Origin of the sequence: Streptomyces yaizuensis (assembly GCF_034961445.1) — a bacterium.
Lineage (GTDB): Bacteria > Actinomycetota > Actinomycetes > Streptomycetales > Streptomycetaceae > Streptomyces > Streptomyces yaizuensis.
This window is the reverse complement of sequence record NZ_BSBI01000016.1, coordinates 112,203-136,332: the sequence shown is the minus strand read 5'-3', so window position 1 is coordinate 136,332 and position 24,130 is coordinate 112,203. Positions and strand designations below refer to the sequence as shown.

General features: G+C 72.4%; 16 protein-coding genes. 11 read left to right on the top strand and 5 right to left on the bottom strand.

Annotation, left to right across the window (positions count from 1 at the left end):
- Window positions 1-189 precede the first annotated feature (189 nt).
- Window positions 190-984 (bottom strand): RICIN domain-containing protein, encoded by a 795-nt coding sequence (locus tag SYYSPA8_RS31440; protein WP_323450814.1) that lies wholly within the window; start codon window positions 982-984, stop codon window positions 190-192.
- A gap of 219 nt (window positions 985-1,203) precedes the next feature.
- Here SYYSPA8_RS31440 and SYYSPA8_RS31435 point away from each other — a divergent pair, with 219 nt between their 5' ends.
- From SYYSPA8_RS31435 to SYYSPA8_RS31410, 6 genes are all read left to right on the top strand, one after another.
- Entirely contained in the window at window positions 1,204-2,799 is a 1,596-nt protein-coding gene (locus SYYSPA8_RS31435) for a BTAD domain-containing putative transcriptional regulator (protein ID WP_323450813.1), read from the top strand.
- A 65-nt stretch (window positions 2,800-2,864) separates the two neighbouring features.
- Entirely contained in the window at window positions 2,865-3,167 is a 303-nt protein-coding gene (locus tag SYYSPA8_RS31430) for a hypothetical protein (protein WP_323450812.1), read from the top strand.
- 62 nt (window positions 3,168-3,229) lie between these two features.
- Entirely contained in the window at window positions 3,230-3,832 is a 603-nt protein-coding gene (locus tag SYYSPA8_RS31425) for an RNA polymerase sigma factor (RefSeq protein WP_323450811.1), read from the top strand.
- Entirely contained in the window at window positions 3,829-4,446 is a 618-nt protein-coding gene (locus tag SYYSPA8_RS31420) for a methylated-DNA--[protein]-cysteine S-methyltransferase (protein WP_323450810.1), read from the top strand. The genes SYYSPA8_RS31425 and SYYSPA8_RS31420 overlap by 4 nt, the downstream gene beginning before the upstream one ends.
- Window positions 4,443-4,706 (top strand): hypothetical protein, encoded by a 264-nt coding sequence (locus SYYSPA8_RS31415; protein WP_323450809.1) that lies wholly within the window; start codon window positions 4,443-4,445, stop codon window positions 4,704-4,706. Before SYYSPA8_RS31420 ends, SYYSPA8_RS31415 begins: the two co-directional genes overlap by 4 nt.
- A 139-nt stretch (window positions 4,707-4,845) precedes the next feature.
- Window positions 4,846-5,367: a hypothetical protein gene (locus tag SYYSPA8_RS31410; RefSeq protein ID WP_323450808.1), complete on the top strand. Its 522-nt coding sequence runs from the start codon at window positions 4,846-4,848 to the stop codon at window positions 5,365-5,367.
- Between the two features lie 502 nt (window positions 5,368-5,869).
- Here SYYSPA8_RS31410 and SYYSPA8_RS31405 read toward each other — a convergent pair.
- Window positions 5,870-6,787: a phosphatidylinositol-specific phospholipase C gene (locus SYYSPA8_RS31405; protein ID WP_323450807.1), complete on the bottom strand. Its 918-nt coding sequence runs from the start codon at window positions 6,785-6,787 to the stop codon at window positions 5,870-5,872.
- A gap of 502 nt (window positions 6,788-7,289) precedes the next feature.
- Here SYYSPA8_RS31405 and SYYSPA8_RS31400 point away from each other — a divergent pair.
- The gene (locus SYYSPA8_RS31400; RefSeq protein WP_323450806.1) at window positions 7,290-8,810 is read left to right on the top strand and encodes a S41 family peptidase; all 1,521 of its coding nucleotides are present in this window, start codon (window positions 7,290-7,292) and stop codon (window positions 8,808-8,810) included.
- A gap of 518 nt (window positions 8,811-9,328) precedes the next feature.
- On the top strand, window positions 9,329-9,850 hold the full coding sequence (locus tag SYYSPA8_RS31395) for an FBP domain-containing protein (RefSeq protein ID WP_323450805.1): 522 nt from the start codon (window positions 9,329-9,331) through the stop codon (window positions 9,848-9,850).
- Between the two features lie 67 nt (window positions 9,851-9,917).
- Here the strand turns inward: SYYSPA8_RS31395 and SYYSPA8_RS31390 are convergent, their stop codons facing one another.
- A complete protein-coding gene (locus SYYSPA8_RS31390; RefSeq protein WP_323450804.1) occupies window positions 9,918-10,319 on the bottom strand; it encodes a hypothetical protein in 402 nt (133 codons plus the stop codon).
- A 418-nt stretch (window positions 10,320-10,737) separates the two neighbouring features.
- Here SYYSPA8_RS31390 and SYYSPA8_RS31385 point away from each other — a divergent pair, with 418 nt between their 5' ends.
- Window positions 10,738-17,874, top strand: a complete 7,137-nt coding sequence (locus SYYSPA8_RS31385; RefSeq protein ID WP_323450803.1) for an SDR family NAD(P)-dependent oxidoreductase — start codon at window positions 10,738-10,740, stop codon at window positions 17,872-17,874.
- Between the two features lie 534 nt (window positions 17,875-18,408).
- A complete protein-coding gene (locus tag SYYSPA8_RS31380; RefSeq protein ID WP_323450802.1) occupies window positions 18,409-19,296 on the top strand; it encodes an oxygenase MpaB family protein in 888 nt (295 codons plus the stop codon).
- A gap of 166 nt (window positions 19,297-19,462) precedes the next feature.
- Here the strand turns inward: SYYSPA8_RS31380 and SYYSPA8_RS31375 are convergent, their stop codons facing one another.
- Window positions 19,463-20,812 (bottom strand): FAD-dependent oxidoreductase, encoded by a 1,350-nt coding sequence (locus tag SYYSPA8_RS31375; protein WP_323450801.1) that lies wholly within the window; start codon window positions 20,810-20,812, stop codon window positions 19,463-19,465.
- Window positions 20,813-21,077: 265 nt separating this feature from the next.
- Window positions 21,078-22,736, bottom strand: a complete 1,659-nt coding sequence (locus tag SYYSPA8_RS31370) for an FAD-binding oxidoreductase (protein ID WP_323450800.1) — start codon at window positions 22,734-22,736, stop codon at window positions 21,078-21,080.
- A 466-nt stretch (window positions 22,737-23,202) separates the two neighbouring features.
- On the opposite strand from SYYSPA8_RS31370, the gene SYYSPA8_RS31365 reads away from it, so the two are divergent.
- Entirely contained in the window at window positions 23,203-24,102 is a 900-nt protein-coding gene (locus tag SYYSPA8_RS31365) for an NAD(P)-dependent oxidoreductase (RefSeq protein ID WP_323450799.1), read from the top strand.
- Window positions 24,103-24,130 lie beyond the last annotated feature (28 nt).

Here is a 24,130-nt window from a genome sequence, read left to right as displayed (position 1 = left end):
AGAGCTCCCGCACAACACCTGCTGGCCGGACACCGGCTTCCGCCCGCGGCGGGGACGAGGGCGCGGCCCCGGGTCCACGGCCCGGGGCCCTCCACGGCCGTCGCGAGGGCCGTGGAGGGCCGTTTCACCGTTTCACGTCAGGGGCGGCGGACGGCGCGGGGCGGGGTCACCACCGGCGCCGCGCGCCCTTCACAGGCGCCGCAGGGTCCAGCTCTGGTTCGCCGTGTTCCACTGGGTGTCCCTGGCGATGCAGTCCCACTGCTGCAAGGGGGCGTGCTGGCTGGGCCTGCCGGACGGAGCTGCCGCGTCCAGGCATCTGCCGGTGGCCCGGTTCTTCAGGATCATGGTCGAAGGGAAGCAGTGTCCCGACGGGCAGTTCCCGCCGCCCACCCAGGAGGTGATCCACTCCGACGGCGCGTAGCCGGCGTGGCAGTACGGGTGCTGGATGATGTGGGTGCCGTTCTCGTAGTACCCCGAACGCCAGTCGAGCATGAGGCACTGGCCGGAGTGCCGGGCCTTGAGCCGGAAGTACCCGCTTCCGCTGTCGAGCAGCTCGTACTCCTGGGAACCGCTGGCATTGTCCGGCCACAGGAAGACCCCGGTGAGCGGAGCGGTCGACGCCCCGATGACGTCGGCGCGCAGCCCGGTCCGGGAGTTCACCAGCTCGTAGCGGGTGGGCTCCGCCGCCTGAGCGGGCGTAGGGGCGAGCGCCGCGAAGACGGCGAACACCAGGGCCGCCGCCATGGCCGCCGGAGTGAATCGGGAGCGTCTGCGCCCGGCCGGCACCGGCGGTTCGGCCGATGCCGTGGGCCTGCCGGGGCGGTGGGGCCGTGGGGCGAGGGACATCCGCATGGTGTTCTCCTCCGTGAGTCGTGAGTACCCGGCGTTCGTCGTCGCCGGTTCGCCGGAGCGGGGCAGGGCGGGACGGGACGGAGCGCGAGCGACCTCGTCCCCCGGTGTCGCAGGGGCGTTCTCCCGTCGCACGCAGTCCGGATCCTTGGCCGCGGTGGCCCGGCGGCAGGGAGCCGTCGTGACCGCATGGGCCGAGCCGGTCGTCCCGTGCCCTCCCCACCCTGGCGTCGTGGCCTGTGCACCGACCTTGCACCGACCTTGCGGGCACCTTGCGGGCCAGCCAGCATGGGACGTCGGGGACGTTCCGCAGGTGCTGCTGATCACACGGGGGGACGTGTGGACCTTCGGCTGTTGGGCGAGATCGAGGCGCGGTCGGCGGGCCGGCCGCTCGACGTGGGGACGCCACGGCAGCAGGTGGTACTGGCCGCGCTGGCCGTCGACGTTCGAAGACCGATCGCGTTGGAGACGCTCATCGACCGGGTCTGGGACCACGACCCGCCCGCCAACGCCCGGCCTGTGCTCTACGCGCACCTGAGCAGGATCCGGGGGCTGCTGGGACAGACGGCCGCCCCCGGGGGCGGGACGGCGGCCCGGATAGAGCGCCGGCACGCCGGCTATGTGCTGGAGGCCGACCCCCAACTGGTGGATCTTCACCGGTTCCGTCGGCTGGTCGAGCGGGGTACCGACCCGCAGCATGACGAGGAGGCACGGGCCTCGGCGCTGGCCGAGGCTCTGGGCCTGTGGCGGGGCGAGCCCCTGGCCGGTCTCCCGGGCGCATGGGCCGCGCACGTCCGGGCCAGCTGCCACCGGCGGCGACTGGACGCGGTGGTGTGGTGGGCGCGGGCGGAGTTCCGGCTCGGCCGTCCCACCGCGGTGATCTCCGCGGTGCCCGATCTCACCGCCGAGTACCCGCTGGCCGAGCCCCTGGAATGCGTGCTGATCCAGGCGCTGCACGCGGCCGGACGGGGAGCGGAGGCCCTCGACCGCTACGGCACCGTACGGCGGCGGCTGGCCGAGGAACTGGGCACCGACCCCGGTGAGGAGCTGCGGGCCGTGTACCAAACCGTGCTGAGAGGGGACCCACCTGCGCCGGGAGAGGCCGGCCCGGCGCCGCGTACCACCGGACCGGGACCTCTCCGATCGCGGGCCGCGGACACGCCTCCCCCGGTGGCCCGCCGCCGGGCCGATCCGGTCTCGGCGGGTGTCGGGGCGCCGCCCGGTGCGGGCGCTCCGGCGCCGGCGCGCACCGCCGCTCCCCGTCCCGGTTCCCCGGGGACACCGACGTCGCCCGAGGTGCCGCCCGGGCTCCGTGAACCGGCCGTCACCGACCCGCCGTCGGGCCGCCGGCGCGCTGTGCTGGCCGTCCTGGTCGCGATGCTCCTGCCCGCGGCGACGGGGTCGGCGCACGTCCTCCGCCGGGACGAGGGTGAGCGGGACGGGGGTGGGCGAGACGGGACGGGCGGCTCGCAGGAGGCTTCGGCCGAACGCGCGCGGGAACTCTTCGCCGCCGCCGAGGCGTTCGACCAGGAGGGGAGAGCAGATGACGCACGGGCGGCCGCCATGGACGCGGTGCGGCTGTGGGGCGAGCTGATCGGGCTGGACCCGGACCGCTACGCGCCGCCTCTCGCCCCCGCCGTCCTGCGGGCGCTGGGCAGGGCCGGCGTGGACTTCAGTGTCCTGCGGCCCGCGCTCCTCGGCTGGCTCGGCAATCCGGTCCACACGCCCTATCCGGCGATCTCCCAGGTGATCCTGGTGCGGGGATGGCGGTTCACGGCACCGGTCTTCCTCGACGTCGTCGTCTGGAACTACGAGCACACGCCCGGGGCCGTCTCTCCGCGCGATGTCGCCGATGTGCGCACCGATGTCCTGAAGGCGGCCGTCCTGGAGAACACGAGAACGCGCCACGGCACGGGGGTGACGGAGTTCGATCAACTCCTCAGGCCCTGAGTGCGCATGTGCTCGCGCCCGCGGCCCTCCCGGTACCCGACTCCGATCGGATGAGGAAACGCGCGATGGCTTCGTCTGTCGCATTCATGCTGTTCCGACCCTCAAGCCGCAGTGTCACCAGCGCCGGCGACTCGGTCACCGCCTACGTCGCGAACAACGGCACCACCACGGTGAGCGTCGTGGACACCGCCACCGACCCCGCCACGGGAACCTTCACCGTCGGCTCCCGTACGAGCGGCCTGGCCGTGGTGAACGTGCCGCAGCCGGTCATCACCTCGATCAGCCCGGCCCCACCCCCGCGGGAAGGGGCCCGCCCGGAGTACGTCACCTGCCCGCCGGACCGGGGGCATCGTGGTACGGGTGCGTGATGTCCGGGGACGCGCCGGTGGCCGGGGATGCCTGTCGCCAGGCCGGTGGATTCGGATCTCACATGCACGGCACCCGCATCGTCTTCCAGGTGGGACAGCCGGTGGAGAAGCCGGCCGGCTGTCTCGGCAGCTCGTACACATCGGTTCGGATCAAGGTCTACGACAGGGCGAGAATGAGGGAACCGTTCGAGAAAGCGGTCGAGCAGCACGGTGCGACCGTGTTGCGGGTGTGTCGGGCGCTGCTGGGGACGCACGACGCCGACGATGCCTGGTCGGAGACGTTCCTGGCGGCGATGCGGGCCTGGCCGGGACTGCCGGGGACGGCGAACGTGGAGGCGTGGCTGGTGACGATCGCGCGGCGCAAGGCGATCGACGTGCTGCGTGCCGCCGACCGCCTCCCACTGCCGGCCGAGGAGCTGCCGGAGGTGCCCAGTGCGCTGGGTGTCCCGGGTGCCGATGACCAGGAGCTGTGGGAGATGGTGGGACGCCTTCCGGGCAAGCAGCGGCAGGCGGTCACGTTCCGCTATCTGGCGGGGATGCCGTACGACGAGATCGCGGCGCTGCTGGGCGGGAACACGGCGGCGGCCCGCCGGGCGGCGGCGGACGGTCTGAAGAATCTGCGAAAACACTGTCCGGGCGCGACCTCGAAAGGAGCATCCACATGAGCGGCACCCGACCCCACGATGACGTCCTGAGCATGCTGTCGGCTCCCGTCGACGCCGGGACCATGGCCCGGCTGCACCACCGGCTGGAGGCGAAGGCCCACGCCGCCGACCTGGTCGACATCGCCTACACCGTCGTCGACTCCCCGGTCGGCCCGCTGCTGCTGGCCGCCACCGGCCGGGGCCTGATCCGCGTCGCCTACGCGGTCGAGGGCCACGACCAGGTCCTGGAGGTCCTCGCCGACAAGGTCAGCCCGCGGATCCTGCGCGCCCCCGGCAGGCTGGACACGGCCGCCCGGGAGATGGACGAGTACTTCGACCGCCGCCGCCAAACGTTCGACCTGCCGCTGGACCTGTCCCTGTCCCAGGGCTTCCGGCGGCTGGTGCAGCGACACCTGCCGGAGATCGGCTACGGCCAGACCCGCAGCTACCGCCAGGTCGCCGAACTGGTCGGCAGCCCCAGGGCGGTGCGCGCGGTCGGCACGGCGTGCGCGACCAACCCGCTGCCGGTGGTCGTCCCCTGCCACCGGGTGCTGCGCACCGACGGCACCCTCGGCGGCTACATCGGCGGCCTGGAAGCGAAGACCGCACTGCTGAAACTGGAGGCAGCAGCATGAACGCCACCGCCGCCACCAGGAGCGCCGACCGGGACACGGTGACCGCCGGACCCGACGCGTTCGGCGGCGCCCTGCCGCCGGAGCTTCCCGCCCCGGACGAGGCCGGCCGGATCCGGGACCTGTGCGAGCGGCCCGGGCTGTTCCGGTCGAGCAGTGTCCCCGCGCCCGGTCACAGGGCACCGCCATCCTGCTCCCGCAGGGCCACGGGACACCGGCCCACCCTCGCCCCGGTCCTCCACGACGCCGCCTGGAACCCCTGACGGCCGCCACCGACCCGTACGCTCCACTCGCCCGCGCCGCTCAGCCGCCAGACGCGGCCGCGACCGGGCACCCGCCGGGCACAGTGTGCCGCCCGAACCGCCGCCCGGCGTGGAAGACCGCCCACGAGGAAGGCATCCCATGGACTCCCCGAACAGCCCGCTGCCGGCCCGTCCCCCGCAGCCCGGCCCCGATCCGGCGATCACCCGCCAGGAACTCGCCGCGCTGATCCAACTGGCTCTCGCGCAGGGAGCCCGGGACATCGCCGTCGGCTCCGGTCGCACCCCGGCCGCGCTGGCCGCCGCCGAAGCGATCATCCGGACCTGGCGGGCCTGCGGCGGGACGGTGGCCGACACGGTCACCTGGCCGGAGACCGCGGCCTCCTGGCTGCGTCAGGCCCGCCGATTCGCCGCCGCCCCTGCCGACCTGTGGGTGATGACCGGCCCTGGGGCCGGGTGGGCCCAGATGACCCGGCGTCTGCTGTGGTCGACGCCCTGGCGGCCCGACCGCACCTTGGCCACCGCCGCCATCGGCCGGCCCGACACGCTGGCGCTGGTCGGCGCCGACCGGCTGCGCGGCATGACCGGAGCCGGCACAAACGGAGCCACCTGGAGGATCACCGAGGACGGCGCCATCGCGGCCACCGGCCCCGGGGTGCCGTGAGGGCGAATCCCACCTCTCCCGCCGCGCGGGCGTCTCCACGACGGATGGCCGGCGGTTGCAGAGCGGTGATCAGCGTGAACGTCCGACACCTGTAGGTGGACACTCCGGTGGGGCGGCCTCTGCTCATCGCCGGCGATGACGCGCTGGAGTTCGGCGGCAAAGGGCTCGCCCGGACCGTGGGCCAGGCTGTGGGCCGCGGCCCGGGAAGGGAGCTCTTCGAGACTTCCCGCCCCGGCATCTCACATGCGCCGTCCGGGCCCGTCTACCGACCGAGAGACCGAGAACCGGTCCGGAAGGAGCACCCCATGTCCACCACCCTCCAGCGCCAGCACGCCGAACTGTTCCACGGCCTGCACGACGGCTTCCTCGTGCTGCCCGGCGCCCCCACCCCCGCGTGGCGGCCCGCACCCGTCGAACCGGCTCAGCGGGTGTCCGCCGCACCGGTGCTCCCCGCACGCCAGGACGACTCACACCCCAGCCGGCGACAGACCTCCGGATCAGATCACTGGACGAAGTTCTTGTCGATCAGGAGGTCCAGGACGAGGGGGCCGTAATTGGGGAAGTCCATCGGCACGATGCCGAAGCGGGCCCGCTGATGCCTTCTCGGGTGCAGGTACGCGTGGACGCTCGGAAGGATCCTCTGGGCCCCGATGGAGGGATTGGGGATGGGGCCCCTGGCCGTGCTGGTGAAGTTGATGAACATCCTCTCCGTGCCGTGGTCGAAGTAGGCCTTGTCGAAATGCGCGACGATCGCCTTCCTCTTCACCTCGTCCGCGACGTCGTACTGGTCCTGGATATCGCAGTTGTCATCCCACTTGAGGGTCGCCCAGTCATGGGTGAAGTTGGTGAGGAGCACGACCTTCCCGCGGGCTTGTCCCAGGGTGGGCCAGACCGGATCGGTCCAGAAAAGCGACCGGAATCCCATGGACGGGTCGTCCAGGTGCCAGTTGAAACGGCGCTTGAACTCCTCCGCGTTGAGTTTGTTGCCGCCGCTGTACTCGTTCTTGATCCGCATGACGATGGTTTCGCTCGGGTTGCTGCGGAGGAAGTTCCCGCAGTCCCTCAGAACGTCCTGGTAGCGCTTGGACATGTAGACGACGCCGTGGTAAACGCCCATCTCGTTGGCGGTCCCCGCCAGGCCGTTCAGGCGGATGTCGAGGAACCGGATGCCGTTGTTGAGCTGTGTCGGCAGGTCCCAGTCCTGGCATTGGGCGACGAATCCCCCGCTGGTGGAGCCGCTGTTGTGGGTGCCGGGGATCGTCAGAGCGGTCAAGTGCCGGCTGCTGGAGACATAGCCCATCCAGTGGTGGCGGGCCCTGGCCATGGCCGTGGCCGGACCGGGCATGCCGAGCACCGCGGCGGCGGCGAGGCCGCCCGCACCGGCTCCCCACTTCAGGACGTCACGACGGGTAGGGGACATCTGCACACTCCAGTTCGCACAAGGGAATGACCGCGTTCACCGGGGACGCCGCTGTCCGCGCCGTCGGTGGGGCCTGGGCTCCGGAAGCCGCCGGGGGTCTGTGCGGCGCGGACCGGTGCCGGTGCCGGTGCCGGTGCCGTGAGCCCCACCCCGTACACGGCGGCCACGAGCCCGGTCGCATCTGCTCTCCCTCCCACGCTTCACCTGCTCCCACCCGGTGATCCTTCCGGCAGGGGAGAGGGACCAACGGCCCCGGAGGTCGCCTGCCCCGCCATTCGGCCCGCTCACTTGAGGAAACGGAGGAAACTCCGGGCCGGTTCACATGCTCTGCGCGGCGGGGGCGAGCGGCGCCTCGAACAGTGTCCCCGGACGTACCCCGGCGGAATGACAGGCCGCCCGCGCGCACCCTAGGGGAAGCAACTCGGCTCGTACGACCGACGGTTGACGCGGGTGGCACCCGCAGGTGGACGCGGTGGCCGGGCCGGCGCCGGAAGGATGCTCGGTGACCGACCACCGGAGGAACACCGTGACACCAGAGATATCAGCCGCTTCCGCCGTCGAGGACCGCCGGGGCAGACGTCCGGCGTCCCGGCGCGGAGTCCTCGTCGCCGCCGGGACGGCACTCGCCCTCGCGGGCTCCCTGTCCACCGCCGCCGCGGCGCCCGCCCCCGCCGGGGCACCGCGATCCGGGTCCGGGTCCGGGGGAATCTCGGTCGAGGGCGTGTGGCAGATGGACGGATACGGGACCGTCGTCGCCATCCACGGCCGCGATCTGCGGCTCTGGGACACCACCGAAGTGAGCTGTCTGCCCGGACCCCCCGCCCGGAGCACGGGCGGGACCGGCCCCGGCGGCGCCGTGCGTTTCGACAGCCCGGAATACAGCCTGACGGTGACGCCACGGGCCGGCGACCGTGCCACAGTGCGCGTCCACGGCTCTCTGGGCCCCCGCTCCCTGCGCCGGATCGCCGCGCTGCCGCCGCGCTGCGAACAGCCCCCGCCCACCGGCCCGGTGGCGGTCTTCGACGTCTTCTGGCAGACCTTCAAGGAGAATTACGCCTTCTTCGAGCGCCGGGGCGTCGACTGGGACGCGATGCGGGCCCGGCACCGCCCGACGGTGCACGCGGGCACCACCCAGGAGGAGTTGTTCCGCGTCCTGTCCGCGATGACCGAGCCGCTCCAGGACGCCCATGTCGGAGTGGCGGCAACCGATCTGGGCCGGGTCACCTCCGGGCAGCGCGCCGGGACGGTCCTCCCCGACGACGCCTACGACGAACGGGTCCGCGCCTTCGTCGAGCGCCGCAACCTGGGCGGTACCCGGCTGGAGACCCATGCCCAGGGTGCCATCGGCTACGCGGAGATCCCTGGCGGAATCGGCTATCTGCGGATCGGCCGGTTCGGGGGGTACACCGCCGGATCCCCCACCATCGAAACCGACGCCGCCGAACTCGACCGGGTGCTCGACCGCATCGTCACCCGGGCCCGTACCCAGGGTCCCGGTGCCTGGCGCGGACTCATCGTCGATGTCCGGGTCAATCAGGGCGGCAGTGACGAGCTGGGCCTCCAGATCGCCGCCCGGCTGACCGACCGCGGCTATCCGGCCTACCGCAAGGAGGCCAGGAACGACCCCGATGACGACACCCGCTTCACCCCCCGGTACACCGCCCGCGTGGCCCCGGCCCAGGGAGTGCCCCGCTACACCGGCCCGATCGCCGTCCTCACCTCGGGAGCCACCGTCAGCGCGGGCGAGACCTTCGTCAAGGCCCTCGCCGAACGCCCGCTGCCGACCACCCTGATCGGCGAGCACACCCAGGGCGCACTCTCCGACATCCTGCCCCGGACCCTGCCGGGCGGCTGGCTCTTCGGCCTCTCCAACGAGCGGTACACCACCCCGCGCGGGGACTCCCACGAAGGCCCGGGCATACCCCCGCACATCACCGTTCCCGTCTTCACCGCGGAGGAGTTCGCCGCCGACCGCGACTCCGCGTTCGACCGGGCGGTCACGCAGCTCACCCGGCGCCGCTGAGCCCCGCCGACACCCCGGTGGTGCCGGTCCCGACGCCCGGGGCCGGCACCACCGCCCGTCGCCACGGGGTCTTCGCTCGCCACGGAGCCGAGGAGGAGGCGGGCGATAAATCGGTTGCCGCCGCTCCGGGGGCTGTTGTTAGCCTGGCGGAGTTCCGTCGATCTGTTCTGGGCCCGCTGCGCCCTGGAAGAGAGGGATTTTTATGTTTCGGCCCGCGCCGAGCGCGCCTCGCCGCACCGTCTGACCGTCTGTTTCCCTGACGCCGTCCTCACCGGGCGGCGGACCGGACGTGATTCTCCGGTGCGCTGAACCAGCCCACGCCTCCCTTGTCCGCGCCTGTGTCGCGGCGGGTCGGTGGGTGTCTTCGCCGAGCCGCTCGGCCTGCTCTTGCTGTCATGACGGACTTCTCAGCAAGGAGCACCCCGGGTGTCCAGTACCCCAAGGACCCTCCCACCCCTTCCCCCCACCGTCCCGACCGGCGCGTCCATCCGCGCGTGCGCAACTCCCCGGGAGCTGTCATGCGTCCGATGACCCGGGACGAGGTACGCGGCGCGATCGTGAACCTGGAGTCGACCGAGAACAAGGTGCGGCTGCCCACCTGGTTCGATGACGTCCGCTGGGACCGGGTCGACTACCTCGGCTGGCGGGACCTGCGCTCCCCGCAGCGTGCCTACCTCGTCACCGAGGACGGTGGTCAGGCGTCGGGAGTGCTGCTGCGGCAGGCCCCGAACGACGCGGCACACGGATCGCGGGCGATGATGTGCGACCTGTGCCGGTTCACCCGCCGGTTCAACGAGGTGTCACTCTTCACCGCCCGACGCCCGTCCCGGGACAAGCGCGAGCGTCTGAACACGGTGGGCCTTCTCCTCTGCACCGACCTCGACTGTGCGGTGAAGCTGCACAGCAAGCCGGTCCGGCAGCCTTTCGATCCCCCGGTCGAGGAGATGATCGAGCAACGCCGGGTGGGGATGCGTTCGCGCACGATCACCTTCGTCCATTCGGTGTCCGAAGGGGCACGAACCACGCGGCGGAGAAGGTGAGGGAAGGGGAGGGAGGGGCGGTCACGGGCTTTCGGCGAGGAGCCGGCGGGCACCGGCTCCGGCGGATTCAGGCGCCCTTGCCCAGCATCTTCGCCAGGGGCGCGAGTTCCTTGCACTGCGCCTTCACCCCGTTGAAGACCGCCTTCGCGTAGTCCATGTCGTTCGCGTACCCGGCCTTGTCGGCCTCGTCGAAGACCCTCTCGATGGCGGCCTTCTTCGACGGGTCCTTGAGGAGCCTGAGCATCATGCTGCGGAGATCCGCCCTGGCGTCCTTGGTTCCCGAACTCTTCAAGGCCAGGAAGTTCTTCACCAGTTCACCGACGTTGTAGCACTTCCCGCCCGCCGCCGGGGCAGAGGCCTCGGCGGCGGCCGGGGGCTGGGGCTGGGGCTCGGCCTGGGCGGCCTGGGCGGTGCACAGGGAGCCGAGCAGCAGCGCGGCCCCGCCGAGAGCGGCACGTTTCATCATCATGTCGCCACCGTAAGGCCGGACTTCGCCCGTACCGGAGCCCAGTAGGACCAGCACACAAATTCGCTCTGTCACCGGAGCGCGGCCGGTCTCCGGCCCGACCTGGACCGGTGCGCCCGGGTGTCCCGCGCCCCACCGCCAGCGGGGTCGTACGCCTGTCCTCGGTTTCACTCGAACGGGACTCTCCGGCGCCCTCGTGCCTCAGGACTTGTTCGTCATACTGCACAACAGCGCGGCGGACAGGGGCACTTACCCCGCCGGAGGCCAGCTGCCATGGATGTGGTGACCTCCCAGCACCCGCGGCGCAGGGCGGGCTGCCGCTGTACGCGCGGTGCACACGGCGAACGCCCGGCCCCTCCCCCTCGTTTCCGCAACCACGACTGGGCGCCCTCCGGGCAGCACGGCCGGAAGGAACACCGCCGTGAGCACTTTCCGTACGACCGCACCACTCCCCGGCGGAACAGGCGCCGCGCACACTGTGGACGAGCCGGTCGCCGTCATCGGCATGGCCTGCCGCTTCCCCGGCGGCATCTCCACCCCGGAGGCGCTGTGGCGGCTGGTGGCCTCCGGCGGGGAGGTCATCGGGGATCTGCCCGCCTCCCGCGGCTGGGACCTCGGGTCCCTGTACGACGCGGACCGGCAGCGTCCGGGGACCTTCTACGTCCGCCAGGGCGGGTTCCTCGACGATCCGGCCGGCTTCGACGCCCGGTTCTTCGGCATCGGGCCACGCGAGGCCGCGGCCATGCACCCGCATCAGCGACTGCTGCTGGAGACCGCGTGGGAGGCGTGCGAGCGCGCCGGAATCGACCCGGGGTCGCTGCGGGGCACCGGCGCGGGAACGTTCGTGGGCGCGTTCCACACCGACTACGGCCCGCGGATGCACGAGGGATCCGCGTCCGAGGGGCATCTGCTGATCGGCTCGACCGGAGTCGCCGCCGGGCGCCTCTCCTACGTCCTGGGGCTCGAAGGCCCGGCGACCGTCGTCGACACGTCCTGCTCGTCCGGCCTCACGGCCGTGCATCTGGCCGTCCGATCGCTCCGGTCGGGCGAGTGCCCACTGGCCCTGGCCGGTGGGGCGTCGGTCCATGCGACTCCGGGGCTGCTGGTGGACTTCAGCCGGCAGGGGGTCCTGGCCGACGACGGCCGCAGCCGCGCCTTCGGCAGCGGGGCCCGGGGGTTCGGCATGGCCGAGGGCGCCGCGATGCTGCTGCTGGAGCGGCTCGCGGACGCGCGCCGCCACGGGCATCCGGTGCTGGCGGTGATCCGGGGCACGGCCTGGAACCAGGACGGCGCGACCCAGGGGCTCTCCGCCCCGAGCGGAGCCGCGCAGCAGCGCGTCATCCGCGAAGCGCTCGCCGCCGGCCGGCTCACGGCCGGGGACGTGGATCTCGTGGAGGCCCACGGCACGGGGACCCGGCTGGGCGACCCGGTCGAAGCGGGTGCGCTGCTCGCCACGTACGGGCAGGGCCGGCCGGCGGACCGGCCGGTGCATGTGGGCTCGGTGAAGTCCAACATCGGGCACACCCTGGCCGCCGCCGGACTGGCCGGACTGATCAAGGCGATCCAGGCCATCCGGCACGGCATCCTGCCGAAGACCCTGCACGCCGGGACGCCGAACCCCGCGGTGGACTGGGACAGCGGGCATCTGCGGCTGCTCACCGAGTCGGTCCCGTGGCCCGGGTACGGGCGCCCGCGCCGGGCCGGGGTGCTGTCCTACGGAGTGAGCGGCACCAACGCCCATGTGATCGTGGAGGAGGCGCCGGCCCCGCCCCCGGACCTCCCCCGGCGACCGCTGCCGCCCGCCGGTGCATCGTCCGCACCGGCGGGTGAGAGGCCGTGGATCCTCACGGCCAGGACCCCCGGGGCGCTGCGGGCCCAGGGTCGGCGGCTGCTGGCGCACCTGCGGGAGCACCGGACCCTCGCTCCCCTCGACGTGGGCTGGTCACTGGCCGCCACCCGGGCCCGGTTCGAGCACCGCGCGGCGGTCTTCGGAGCCGACCGCGAGGGGCTGACCGCCGCGCTGCGGCGGCTGGCGGACGGCGCCGACGCACCGGATCTGGTACGGGGTACGGCGCACGCTCCGGCCCGCACGGTCTTCGTCTTTCCCGGCCAGGGCTCCCAGTGGCCGGGCATGGCCGTCGGCCTGCTGGCGTCCTCACCGGTCTTCGCCCAGCGGATGGAAGCATGTTCGCGGGCGCTGTCCCCGCATGTGGAGTGGTCGCTGACGGATGTCCTGCGCGGTGCGCCGGGCGCCCCCGGTCTCGACCGGGTGGATGTGGTGCAGCCGGTGCTGTTCGCCGTCATGGTGTCGCTGGCCGCGCTGTGGCGGGCCCACGGGGTCGAACCGGACGCCGTCGTCGGCCACAGCCAGGGCGAGATCGCGGCGGCCCATGTCGCCGGTGCCCTGAGCCTTGAGGACGCGGCGAAGGTGGTCGCGCTGCGCAGCAGGGCGCTGCTCGCGCTCTCCGGCACCGGCGGCATGGCGACGCTGGCGCTGGGTGCCGCGGCGGCCGGGGACCTGGCGGGCCGCTGGGAGGGGCGGCTGTCCGTCGCCGCTCACAACAGCCCCGGCAGTACGGTCGTGTCCGGCGACGCGCAGGCGCTGGCGGAGCTGCTGGCCCGGTGCGAGGAGCGCGGGGTGTGGGCGCGGAGGATCGCCGTCGACTACGCCTCGCACTCCCCGCACGTCGACCGCGTCCGGGAACGGCTGCTGGCCGATCTCGCCGACGTCCGTCCCCGGCAGGGCACGATCCCGTTCTGCTCCACCGTCACCGGGAGCATCACCGGCACCGAGGGTCTCGACGCCTCCTACTGGTTCCGCAATCTGCGCCGGCCGGTCCGGTTCGCGCCCGCCCTGGACGCTCTCCTGCGCGACGGGCACACCGCCCTCGTGGAGATCGGCCCGCATCCGGTGCTCGCCATGGGCATGCAGGAGATCACCGAGGCGGCGGGCGGACCGGCCGCCGTCCTGTCGACGCTGCGGCGCGACGACGGCGGCATGGACCGCTTCCACCGGGCGCTCGCCGAGGCCCATGTCCACGGGGTCCCGGTCGACTGGGCCGCGGTGTTCGCCGGGACCGGTGCGCGGCCGGTGGATCTGCCGACGTACGCCTTCCAGCACGAGAGGTTCTGGCTCGACGACTCCCCCGGCCTGCGCAGCGGCGCGGCCGCGAGCGGCCAGGACGCATCCGGCCATCCGCTTCTCGGTGCGCGGACCTTCCTCGCGGATTCGGGGCAGCTGCTGCTGACCGGACGGCTGTCCCGGCACACCCACCCCTGGCTGGCCGACCACGCCGTGCGCGGGACGGTGCTGCTGCCCGGTACCGCCTTCCTGGACCTGGCCCTGCACACCGCCGCCCTCCTGGGCGTCGACCGCGTCGGCGAACTCGTCCTGGAGCAGCCGCTCGTCCTGCCCGGGGACGACGCCGTCCGCATCCAGGTCGCCGCCGCACCCGCCGCCGACGGCACGCACACCCTGCGGATCCACTCGCGCGCCGAGGACGCCACCGACGGCGCCGGCTGGACCCGTCATGCCTCCGGGGTGCTGTCGGCCGGCCCCCTCGCACCGCCGGCCGGACCCGCCGGCGGGCCCTGGCCCCCGCCCGGGGCTGAATCCGTCGACATCGGCGACCTGTATCCACGGCTGGCGGACGCCGGCTACGCGTACGGTCCGGCCTTCCGCGGTCTGAAGGGTGTGTGGCGCGACGGCGGCACGCTCCTGGCCGAGGCCGGCCTCGACCGCGAGCACCGGGCCGACGCGGGCCGCTTCGTCCTGCATCCGGCCCTGCTGGACGCGGTCCTGCACGCGCTGCTCGCGCAGGCACCCACCGGTGCGGACGGTCCGGTGCTGCCGTTCTCCTGGCACGACGTCAGGGTCCACGCGACCGGGGCCACCCGGCTGCGGGCCCGGCTCGTGCGCGGCCCCGACGGCGCCGTCGGGGTGAGCGTGAGCGACGCCTCCGGTGCGCCGGTGGCCGAGGCGCGGTCGCTGGTCCTGCGGCCCGTCGGCGGGAACGCCCTGCGGCCGCCGGGGACCGGTGGGACCGCGCTGCACCGGGTGTCCTGGCCGCGGCGGCCCCTCGGCCCGGTCGAGGACGGGGACAGGGACGGGGACAGGGACGGGGAACGCTGGGCCTGGGCGGGTCCCGGCACGGTGCCGGGCGCGGCGGCGGCCGGCCTCGCGCCCGGCACCCCCTGCCATCGGGATCTCACGGCTCTCCGGCAGGCCACCCCGGCCGGGGCGCCGTACCCGAGGACCGCCGTCCTGCTCTGCCCGCTCCGGGACGACGAAGACCTCACCGCGGCCTCGGTGCGTGCTCTCGTCCGGGAGACTGTCGGGCAACTCCAGGGGTGGCTGGCCGACGAACGGCACACCGACACCCATCTGGTGGTGGTCACCCACGGCGCGGTGACCGCCGTGGCCGGCGAGCAGCTCCGCTCACTGGGGCAGGCCGCGCTCTGGGGGCTGCTGCGTACCGCCCAGAGTGAGCATCCCGGCCGGTTCACTCTCGCCGACCTCGACGGCCTGGAGACCTCCTTCCGGGCCCTGCCCGCCGCCCTGGCCACCGGTGAGCCGCAGTTCACCCTGCGCGACGGCGCGATGCGCACACCCCGGCTCGCGCCGGCCGCCACGACGGCCGCGCTGACACCGCCGGCCGCCGGGGCGCCGTGGCAGTTGGATCTCGGCAGCACGAACACCTTCGACGGGATGCGGCTGCTCCCCGCGCCGGGGGCGGACCGCCCGCTCGGCGCGGGGGAGGTCCGGATCTCCGTGCGCGCGGCCGGCGTCAACTTCCGGTTCGTCCTCATGGCCCTCGGCATGGTCCCGGACCGCGACGCGCTCTTCGCGGAGGTGGCCGGTGTGGTGACCGGGACCGGCCCGGGGGTGACCGGTCCGGTCCCCGGCGACCGGGTCATGGGGCTGGTGCCCGGCTGCACCGTGTTCGCCACCGAAGCGGTGACCGACCAGCGGCTGCTGCTGCCCGTCCCGCAGGGGTGGTCCTTCGCGCAGGCGGCCACCGTGCCCGTCGCGTACCTCACCGCCTACGACGCCCTGGTGCGACTCGCCGGCGTCGGGAAGGGCACCAGGGTCCTGATCCATGCCGCGGCCGGCGGTGTCGGCATGGCGGCCGTCCGGCTCGCCCGCCATCTGGGCGCCGAGGTCTACGCGACGGCGAGCCCCGCCAAGTGGGACACCCTGCGGGCCATGGGCATCGCGGACACCCGTCTGGCGTCCTCCCGCACCCCCGGCTTCGAGCGCGACTTCCTCCGGCGGACCGAAGGGGCCGGTGTGGACGTCGTACTGAACTGCCTGGCAGGGGAGTTCATCGACGCGTCCCTGCGTCTGATGCCCCGGGGCGGACACTTCGTGGAACTGGGGAAGACCGATCTCCGCGACCCCGCGACCGTCGCCGACGACCACCCCGGTGTGGCCTACCGGGTCATCGACCTGTCCTCGGCGGACACCGGGCACTGGCACACGCTGTTCACCGAACTGTCGGAGCTGATCCGGCAGGGCGTCGCCGTCCCCCTCCCCGTGGTCGCGTGGGACGCCCGCCGCGCTCCCGAGGCGTTCCGCCATATGAGCGGGGCCCGGCACATCGGCAAGAACGTCCTGATCGCACCCCGCTCCCCGGACCCCGACGGCACCGTCCTGATCACCGGCGGCACCGGAACCCTGGGCGGTCTCCTCGCCCGGCATCTGGTGGCCGAACACGGGGCCCGGCACCTGCTGCTGGTCAGCCGCCGGGGACCCGACGCGCCGGGAGCCGCCCGCCTGCGCGACGAGCTGTCCTCGCTCGGCGCCCACGTCACCATCGCCGCCTGCGACACCACGGACCGCGACGCCCTGCGCCGCCTCCTCGGCGCCGTGCCGTCCCGGCACCCGCTGACCTCGGTCGTCCACACCGCCGGCGTCCTCGACGACGCCACCCTCACGGCCCTGACCCCCGAGCAGGTGGACCGCGTCCTGCGCCCGAAGGCCGACGCCGCCCTCCACCTCCACGACCTCACCCGTGAGCAGGATCTGTCGTCCTTCGTGCTCTACTCCTCCATGGCCGGGCAGCTCGGCACCGGCGGGCAGGCCAACTACGCGGCGGCCAACACCTTCCTGGACGCCCTCGCCTGCCACCGCCGCGCCCAGGGCCTGCCGGGCACCGCCCTCGCCTGGGGCCACTGGGAGCAGGACAGCGGGATGACCGCCCACCTCGACCACGTCGACCGGGCCCGCATCCGGAGCCAGGGCCTGCGCCCCCTCACCGACCGGGACGGCCTGGCCCTCTACGACGCGGCGGCCTGCTCCGGCGAACCCGTCCTCGCCGCGGCCGCCCTCGGTGTCGCCGACGCCGTACGGGACAGCACGCCACCCCTGCTGCGCGACCTCGTCCGGCCACGGAACCGACCCGCCCGCCCCGCACCGGACGCCGCGCCCTCCGCCGCCGTCCACCTGGCCGGTCTCAGCGCCGACGAGCGACGGAACGCACTGCTCGACCTGGTGCTCGACCGCGCCGCCACCGCGCTCGGACACACCGGCGGGGAAGCCGTGGACGCGGACCGCCCCTTCCGCGACGCCGGGTTCGACTCCCTCGCCTCCGTCCAGCTCCGCAACAGCCTGAACACGGCGACCGGCGTCCGCCTGGCCACAACGGCCGTCTTCGACCACCCCACCCCCCGCAGGCTCGCCGAACACCTCACCACCCGGCTGTCCCCCACGGGCGCCCCGGCCGGCAGCGGTGCGGGGAAACCGGGTGACGCGCTCGCCCGGTACGAGGCCGCCCGCCGGGCGGGCGACCCGGCCGGCGCGATGACGGCGGCACGTGCCGCCGTGAGGACCCGCCTGGCCGCGGAGCACGATCGCAGGACCGGGACCGAGCGGCCGGCCCCGCCCACGGTCCTGGCCCCGGGGACGCGGCCGCCCCGCGTCATCTGCGTCCCCGCGCTGCTCGCCCCGGCCGAACCGCTCCAGTACCGGACCGTCGCCGGGCACCTGCCCCCGCACCGGGGCGTGACCGTCCTCCACCTCCCGGGCTACACCGAAGGCGAACCCCTGCCGCCCACACGGGACGCGTTCGTCACCGCCATGGCCGGGGCCGCGCGGGAAGCGTCACAGGGCGAACCGTATGTCCTGCTGGGCCACTCCAGCGGCGGCTGGGTCGCCTACGCGGCGGCCCAGCGGCTCTCCGGCGACCCGCACCCTCCGCTCGGAGTCGTCCTCCTGGACACCATCCTCGGCCGCCGGATGACGCCCGGCTCCGCGACGGAGATGATCTGGCGGGTCTGGGAGCGCACCGGTGAAACGGCCCTCCTCGATACGGCCGGACTCACCGCGATGAGCCACTACCTGGATCTGTTCGCCGACTGGAACCCGGACCGCCCCCGGCTGCCCGCGCACCTCGTGGTGGCCGGGACGCCGGTCCTCGGCCGGACGGCCGCGTTCCCCCTCGTCCCGGCCACCACCACACCCGGCGACCACCTGACGATGATGCGGGAGCACGCCGGGACGACCGCCCAGGCCGTCGAGGACTGGATCGACCGCGTCACCGGACCGCGCACCGGCTGAGGCGGACCCGGCCCTCGCACCGCCCCCGGGGCCGGCGGCGGGGGCCGGACCTGACCAACCCTCAACGATCTTGCGTGGGGCCGCCCCGGTCCGCTGCGATGCTCTTCGCATGACCGCCGCCATCGAGCACTCCCCCCTTCCCCGCTCCGGGTGGACAGGTACGCCGCGGCTGCACGGCCCGGGACTCGCGCCGTGACGAGCGGCCTCCCCGGCGGCGGCGGGCCGCGCCGGTCGCCGGCCGGGACGTGCGGCGGCTGACACGGGCCGGAGCAGGGGGCGGGCGGTGTGCCCGGTCGCGGGAGTCCCGCGAGGTCTTTCCTGGTCCGCGTCCGGCGGAGGGGAGCGATCGGACTCCCGCCGGTCGGTCGACCGCGTCGACGGCATCGAGGGCGTCGAGGGCATCGGGCCTCCGGGCGACCGGGCGTCGCCTCGCGGGGCCGCTTTGATGAACGGAGGAAGCGCTACATGTTCACCACCCATCGCATCAAGAACCACTATCAGAAGAAGTATTCGCGCCTGCAGGAGATGCGGCGCATGGACATCAAGGATGAGTACAGCCGCATCTGGTGGATGTCCGTGGACTACGAATTCCCCTGGGACTTCAGCGTCGCGGGCTCGCTGGCCTTCTACAACAGTGTGGCCCCCGCGCACATGGCCGCCCTGCTGGTCGAGACGGGTGAGCTGACGGAGAACACGCATCGCCGGCTGGAGCATTTCGGTCTGATCAGCCTGGAGATAGCGCGCCGCGGCTTCAAGGACCCGCGGGGCAGGGCGGCCGTCCGGCAGCTGAACCGTATCCACAAGAACGCGGTCAAGAGCATCAGCGACGAGAACCGCCAGTGGTCCATCAGCAATGACGACTACCTCTTCGTGCTGGGCACGAGCATGGTCATCCCGGCCCGCTGGGTGGACCGTTACGCCTGGCGCCCGCTGAGCGGACATGAGCGGATGGCCCTCTACCTGCACATCAAGGAGCAGGGCGAGCTGATGGGCATCAAGGAGATCCCCGGTTCGTACGAGGAACTGGCCAAGTTCCACGACGATTACGTCGAGAAGCACTTCCAATACTCGCCCGATGCCGAGAAGCTCTGGCACGCGCTGAAGGGAATGATCGTCGAGCCCATGGTCGGCTGGCTGCCGGAGAAGGCACGGCCGCTCGGGCGCCGGATAGCCGGCGGCGCGGTGCCCGCGCTGCTGACTCCGCACATGCGCCGGGCCTTCGGTGTCCATGAGCCCTCGCGGCTGCTCAGCCGGGCCGTCGACACGGCCATCATGGCGCGCTCCGCCTATGTGCGCCGCCAGCCGCCGCGCACCGCGCCCTCGACGCCCGACCCTCTCCCGACCCCGAATTTCCCCACGGGTGAATTCGATATCGAGAAGCTCGGCCCCGCGCACACCACCGGTATCCGGCCCACCGACTGACGCGGTCCGGCGGCGACAGGCCCGTGGCCGTTCACCCCGGACGGGGTGAACGGCCACGGGCCTGTCGCCGCCGGACGCATCGCCGCCGGACGCCCGGCTCGGAACCGAGCCGGGCGGGGTGGTGCGGGATACGGCGGGGTCCTGTCCCGGGATCAGGGCGCCACGGTCAGCGCGCCCCGGTCAGCGCGTCGCCGGCGCGGAAGCCCGAGAGGAGCGCGGCCTCCGTGGTGGGCGAGTTGAAGTAGTCCCCCGCGAACACCACCGGGGAGCCCTGCTGCTCCATGACCCGGACGGCCTGGCGGTAGCGCCCCGGCGCCGGGATCGGGAACCCGTACGGGCGTTCGGCGATCTGGAACGGCTCGGCCTCGCCCGAGAAGTCCGACCAGAGGGTCTTGAGCAGCGGGGCGACCGCGGCGAACTGCTCCTCCTGCGGGAGGCCGAGCAGGCGCCGGGTGTTCTCCCGGCCCGGGTAGGCGAAGACCAGGAGCTTGTCGACCGGCCGGCCCTGCTCGTCCCGCACCGTGCGGGGGTACGTGATCATATTGCGCAGCGGCTGGTCGCCGGGGCCTCCGGCCACGATGTGCGCCTCGGACGGCAGCGTCCCGACATCGACCAGGAAGGACACCGAGAGGGCCGGCTCGTAGCGCTGGCTCTCCAGGAACTGGCGGGTCTCGTCGCCCACGACCTCCGCGGGGAGCGAGGCGGTGAGCTTTGCCGCGATCGGCGCGGGGGTCGCGAGCACCAGCTCGTCGAACGACTCGGTGACGGGGTCACCGCCCGCGCGGCCCGCCGTCACCTCCAGTTCGGTCCCGGTCATCCGGACATCGGTGACCTCGTGCGCCAGGCGCACATCGGCGCCCCGCGCGTTCCTCTCGGTGATGATCTGCATGCCGTCGCGGAAGACGTAGAAGCCGGAGCCGCCCATCCAGGCCAGCAGTCCCCTGGCGTGCACCGAGGACACGTCCTCGGAGGCGAAGTTCCAGAAGCCCTCGACCTGGGGGCGCAGCATGTAGTCGAAGCCGCGCCGCGACATCTGCTGGTAGCCCCACTCGGCGGCGCTCAGTCCGTCGTCGAGCTGTGCGGCCTTGATCGGGTCGAAGAAGTCGATGCGGCTCTTGTTGCGCACCTGGTTGACGGTGGTGCGCAGGAAGCGGAGGCGGTCGCGCAGGCCGACATGCCGGTAGGTGAGCGGGCTGAGCGCGGAGTCGGGGGACAGCGGGACGGCCTGGCCGTGATCGGAGATGTAGATGTCGCTGGAGAGCTTCATCAGCTCGTTCTCCAGGGCGTACTCCTTGATGAGCCTGGTCATCTGGGAGTAGAAGCTGACATACATCAGGTTGATGCCGACCTGCGGCTCGATCTCCGGCCGCTTCCAGGAGCGGGCCCGTCCGCCGAGGCCGTCGGCCGATTCGTAGATCACGACGTCACGGCCGGACGCGATGAGCTTCTTGGCGGCGGCGGTGCCGGCCATGCCGCCGCCGATCACCGCGGTTCTCTTGCCTGTACGTGTGCTCATGACGCCCTTCTTGGAATCAGGAGGAGAGTGGGATGCGTCGGGGCAGGAGGCCCGCCGCCGGCACGGCGGTCACCGCCCGTGGTGGTCTTCGCGGCCGGTCCGGGCCGTGACGGACGGCCGTGCGGGTGTCAGGTGCGCGGGGGCGGGGTGTACGGGTGTCGGGTGCGCGGCTGTCGGGTGTGCGGGCGAATCCGGCCCCTTCCGGTGGCCGGCGGGGGCCGGATTCTCCGTCATGGCCGGGCCGGTCGTGACCGGTACCGGTCCCTCACTGAGGCAGCCGGATCGACAGCCGGTGGTTGAAGAAGTTCGTCGGGTCCCAGGCGGCCTTGACCCGCTGGAGCTTGGGGTAGTTGGCCCCGTAGTACAGGTCGTGCCAGGGCGTGCCGGACTTGTTGAAGCGGGGGTCGGCGACGTCGCTGTCCGGATAGTTGATGTAGCAGCCGGCGTTGACCCGGTTCGGCACGGGAACGCCGCCGGTCTCCGCGTACATGTCGGAGTAGATCTTGCGGGTCCAGGTGACGTGCTTGTCGTCGTCCTTCTCGTCCTGCCAGTGGATCTCCCAGAGCAGCTGGAAGATGGCGTCGCGCTGGGCGAAGGCCGTCGCGTCGGGGGCCACCTCGCTGACCTTGCCGCCGATGGACGCCAACACCAGCCAGGCCAGGTCGTATTCGTTCTGGTAGTCGGTCTCGGCCATGTTGCGGTAGAGCGCGTCGATCTGGTGCTCGCTGAACGACCTGCGCAGATAGGCCGACCGGTGCTCGCCGCGGAGGGTGGGGTTCATGAAGACGTCCCCGCGGCCCGCGTTGAGGAGGTAGGACTGGAGGAAGGGCAGCCGCTGGAGATCCGGCGGCCCGTCGGCGGTGGCGCCGACCGCCGTCTTCATCTCGTCCATGTAGGCCCGCACCAGCTTCTCGCTGTGCGCGTCCGACCCGTCCACGTGCGCCCAGAGCTCGATACGCCCCTTCGGCCCGGGGAAGAACGAGAGGTAGCTGCCGATCCGGCGGTTGTCGTCGCCCTTGCCGCTGTTGTCCAGGTGCCACTGGGCGTGCTTGGCGAGGAGGTTGCCGAGGTCCTTGCGGCTGACCCTGCTCCACGGCCACTTGTAGTGGGCGGTGATGACTTCCTTCGAGGGGGTCGGCAGGAGCTTCTTCGGGTCCTTGCCGGTGGCCTGCGGCGCCCGGAACCAGTAGCGGGTGATAATTCCGAAATTACCGCCTCCGCCGCCGGCGACCGCCCACCAGAGATCGTGGTTCGGGTCATTCTTCTCGCGGGTGGCGACGACGCTCCGGACCTTCTTGTCCTTGCCGACCACGACCAGCTCGACGGCGTACATGTTGTCGACGGTCAGCCCGAGGCTGCGGGAGTACATTCCGACTCCGCCACCGGTGACCTGACCGCCCACGCCGACCAGCGGGCAATAGCCGGACGGAATGGTGACGCCCCAGCCGCGGTAGAGCTGCTCGTACATCTCACGCAGCTTGATTCCCGGCTCGATGACAAAGGCGCGGCGCTTGTCGTCGAAATACACCTCATTCATGAGGCTCATATCGACGATGATCTCGACCTGGGCGTTGTAGACGAAGTCCTCGTAGCAATGCCCGCCGCTGCGCACGGTGAGCTTCTTGTTCTCATTGACGGCCCGCTGGACGGCGGCGACCACCTGCGCCGTAGAGGTAGGGAAAAGCACCCGCTCCGGATGGGCCTTCCACCGGTTGTTGTACCCGGACGTCACGTCTCCGTACTGCTGGTCTTCGGGACCGGCAAAGAGGATTTCCTTGCCGACCTTACCGCCCTTGGCGTGCGTGGCGGCGGTGGCGGTACCGGCGCCGAGGGTGGAGGCACCGAGGCCGGAGGCGGCACCCACGGCGACGGCCGAGCCCGCCCCCACGGAGGAGATAAATTTCCTTCTGCTGTGCTCTGACATGATCCCCTACAAATTACTCGGGAGCGGGTGGTTATGCGCCGAAGGCGGACCGGGGCCGTTGACCGCGGCGTCCGGTCAGCGGCCGAGCGGAGCACCGATCGATGGTGATTCAGCCGCAACTGCCTGGCTGCGGGCTGTTTGAGCAGATCAGCGATAGTGCGGCCCCGCCGTCATCGCCGGGTCGCTTGTGAGCCTCCCCGACCCGGGCACCTTCCCCGCGTGATTGGGAACCGACTTTGTCAGGTTCGGGAACCTGACAAACTAAGTCCGCCCATGCTGGACCACATACCCCCAACCACTCACCATTGGTACAGAGCGGGATGAATTAAGTACCCGTCGCCGGCGGTACGGAAACCAAGTCCATCGGCAATTTTCGCGCGGTCGACCAGATATCGACCTACCGGTGGTCGCGACCGGGTAATCTGCAACCGCTGTGGATATCTCGTGCGACACGGAAAGGAACATCATGACGAAAACGACAATCGACGGTCCCAACGGAGCGGGCAGCCCGGTTACCGTACTTGGTCTCGGTGAAATGGGGTCGGCGATTGCCAGGACGTTCGTCGACCGCGGATTCGCCGTGACCGTCTGGAATCGGACCGCGAGCAAGAGCGTGCCGCTGGCCGAGGCCGGCGCCTCGGTGGCCGCGACGGCCGCCGAGGCCGTGGCCGCGAGCCCGCTCGTCGTGGTCTGTCTGCTCGACAGCACGGCCGTCGAGGAGGTGCTGGGCTCCCTCGACACCGCGGTCGCGGACAAGGTGCTGGTCAACGTGACCAGTTGCTCGCCGGCCCAGGCGCGCGCGAACGAGAGCTGGGCGCGCGAGCGCGGTGCCGAGTACCTCGACGGCAAGATCATGGGCGATCCGCCGTACGTGGGGACGCCGAACATCATGTTCCCGTTCAGCGGCTCGTCCAGCGCGTACGAGGCCCATGAGCCGACGCTCCAGGTGCTGGGCAGCATCGCCTACCACGGCGAGGACGCCGGCTTCGCCGCCGTGGAGTTCATGGGCCAGGTCGCGGTGGTCTACGAGCTGCTCATCGGCTTCCTCCACACCCTCAAGCTGGTCGAGAAGGAGGGGGTCGACGTGGCGGCCTTCGCCGAGCGCATCGCCGGCTCCGTGGGCGCCTTCCCGCCCCTGGTGGCCTCGATCGGCAAGGCGGCCGCGACCGGTGAGTTCCCGCCGGACCTGGGTTCGCTCAATGTCCAGTCCGCGCTGATGGACGACATGATCAGCCACCGGGAGTCCGTCGGCGTGGAAGCCGTGCGGATGCGCGAGGTCAAGAAGCTGATGGACCGCCGGGTCGCCGATGGCCACGGCGACCAGGGCTTCTCCGGCCTGTACGCGCTGCTGGGCAAGCAGGGCTGACACACGTTCCGCCGGGGTGCGGGCCCCG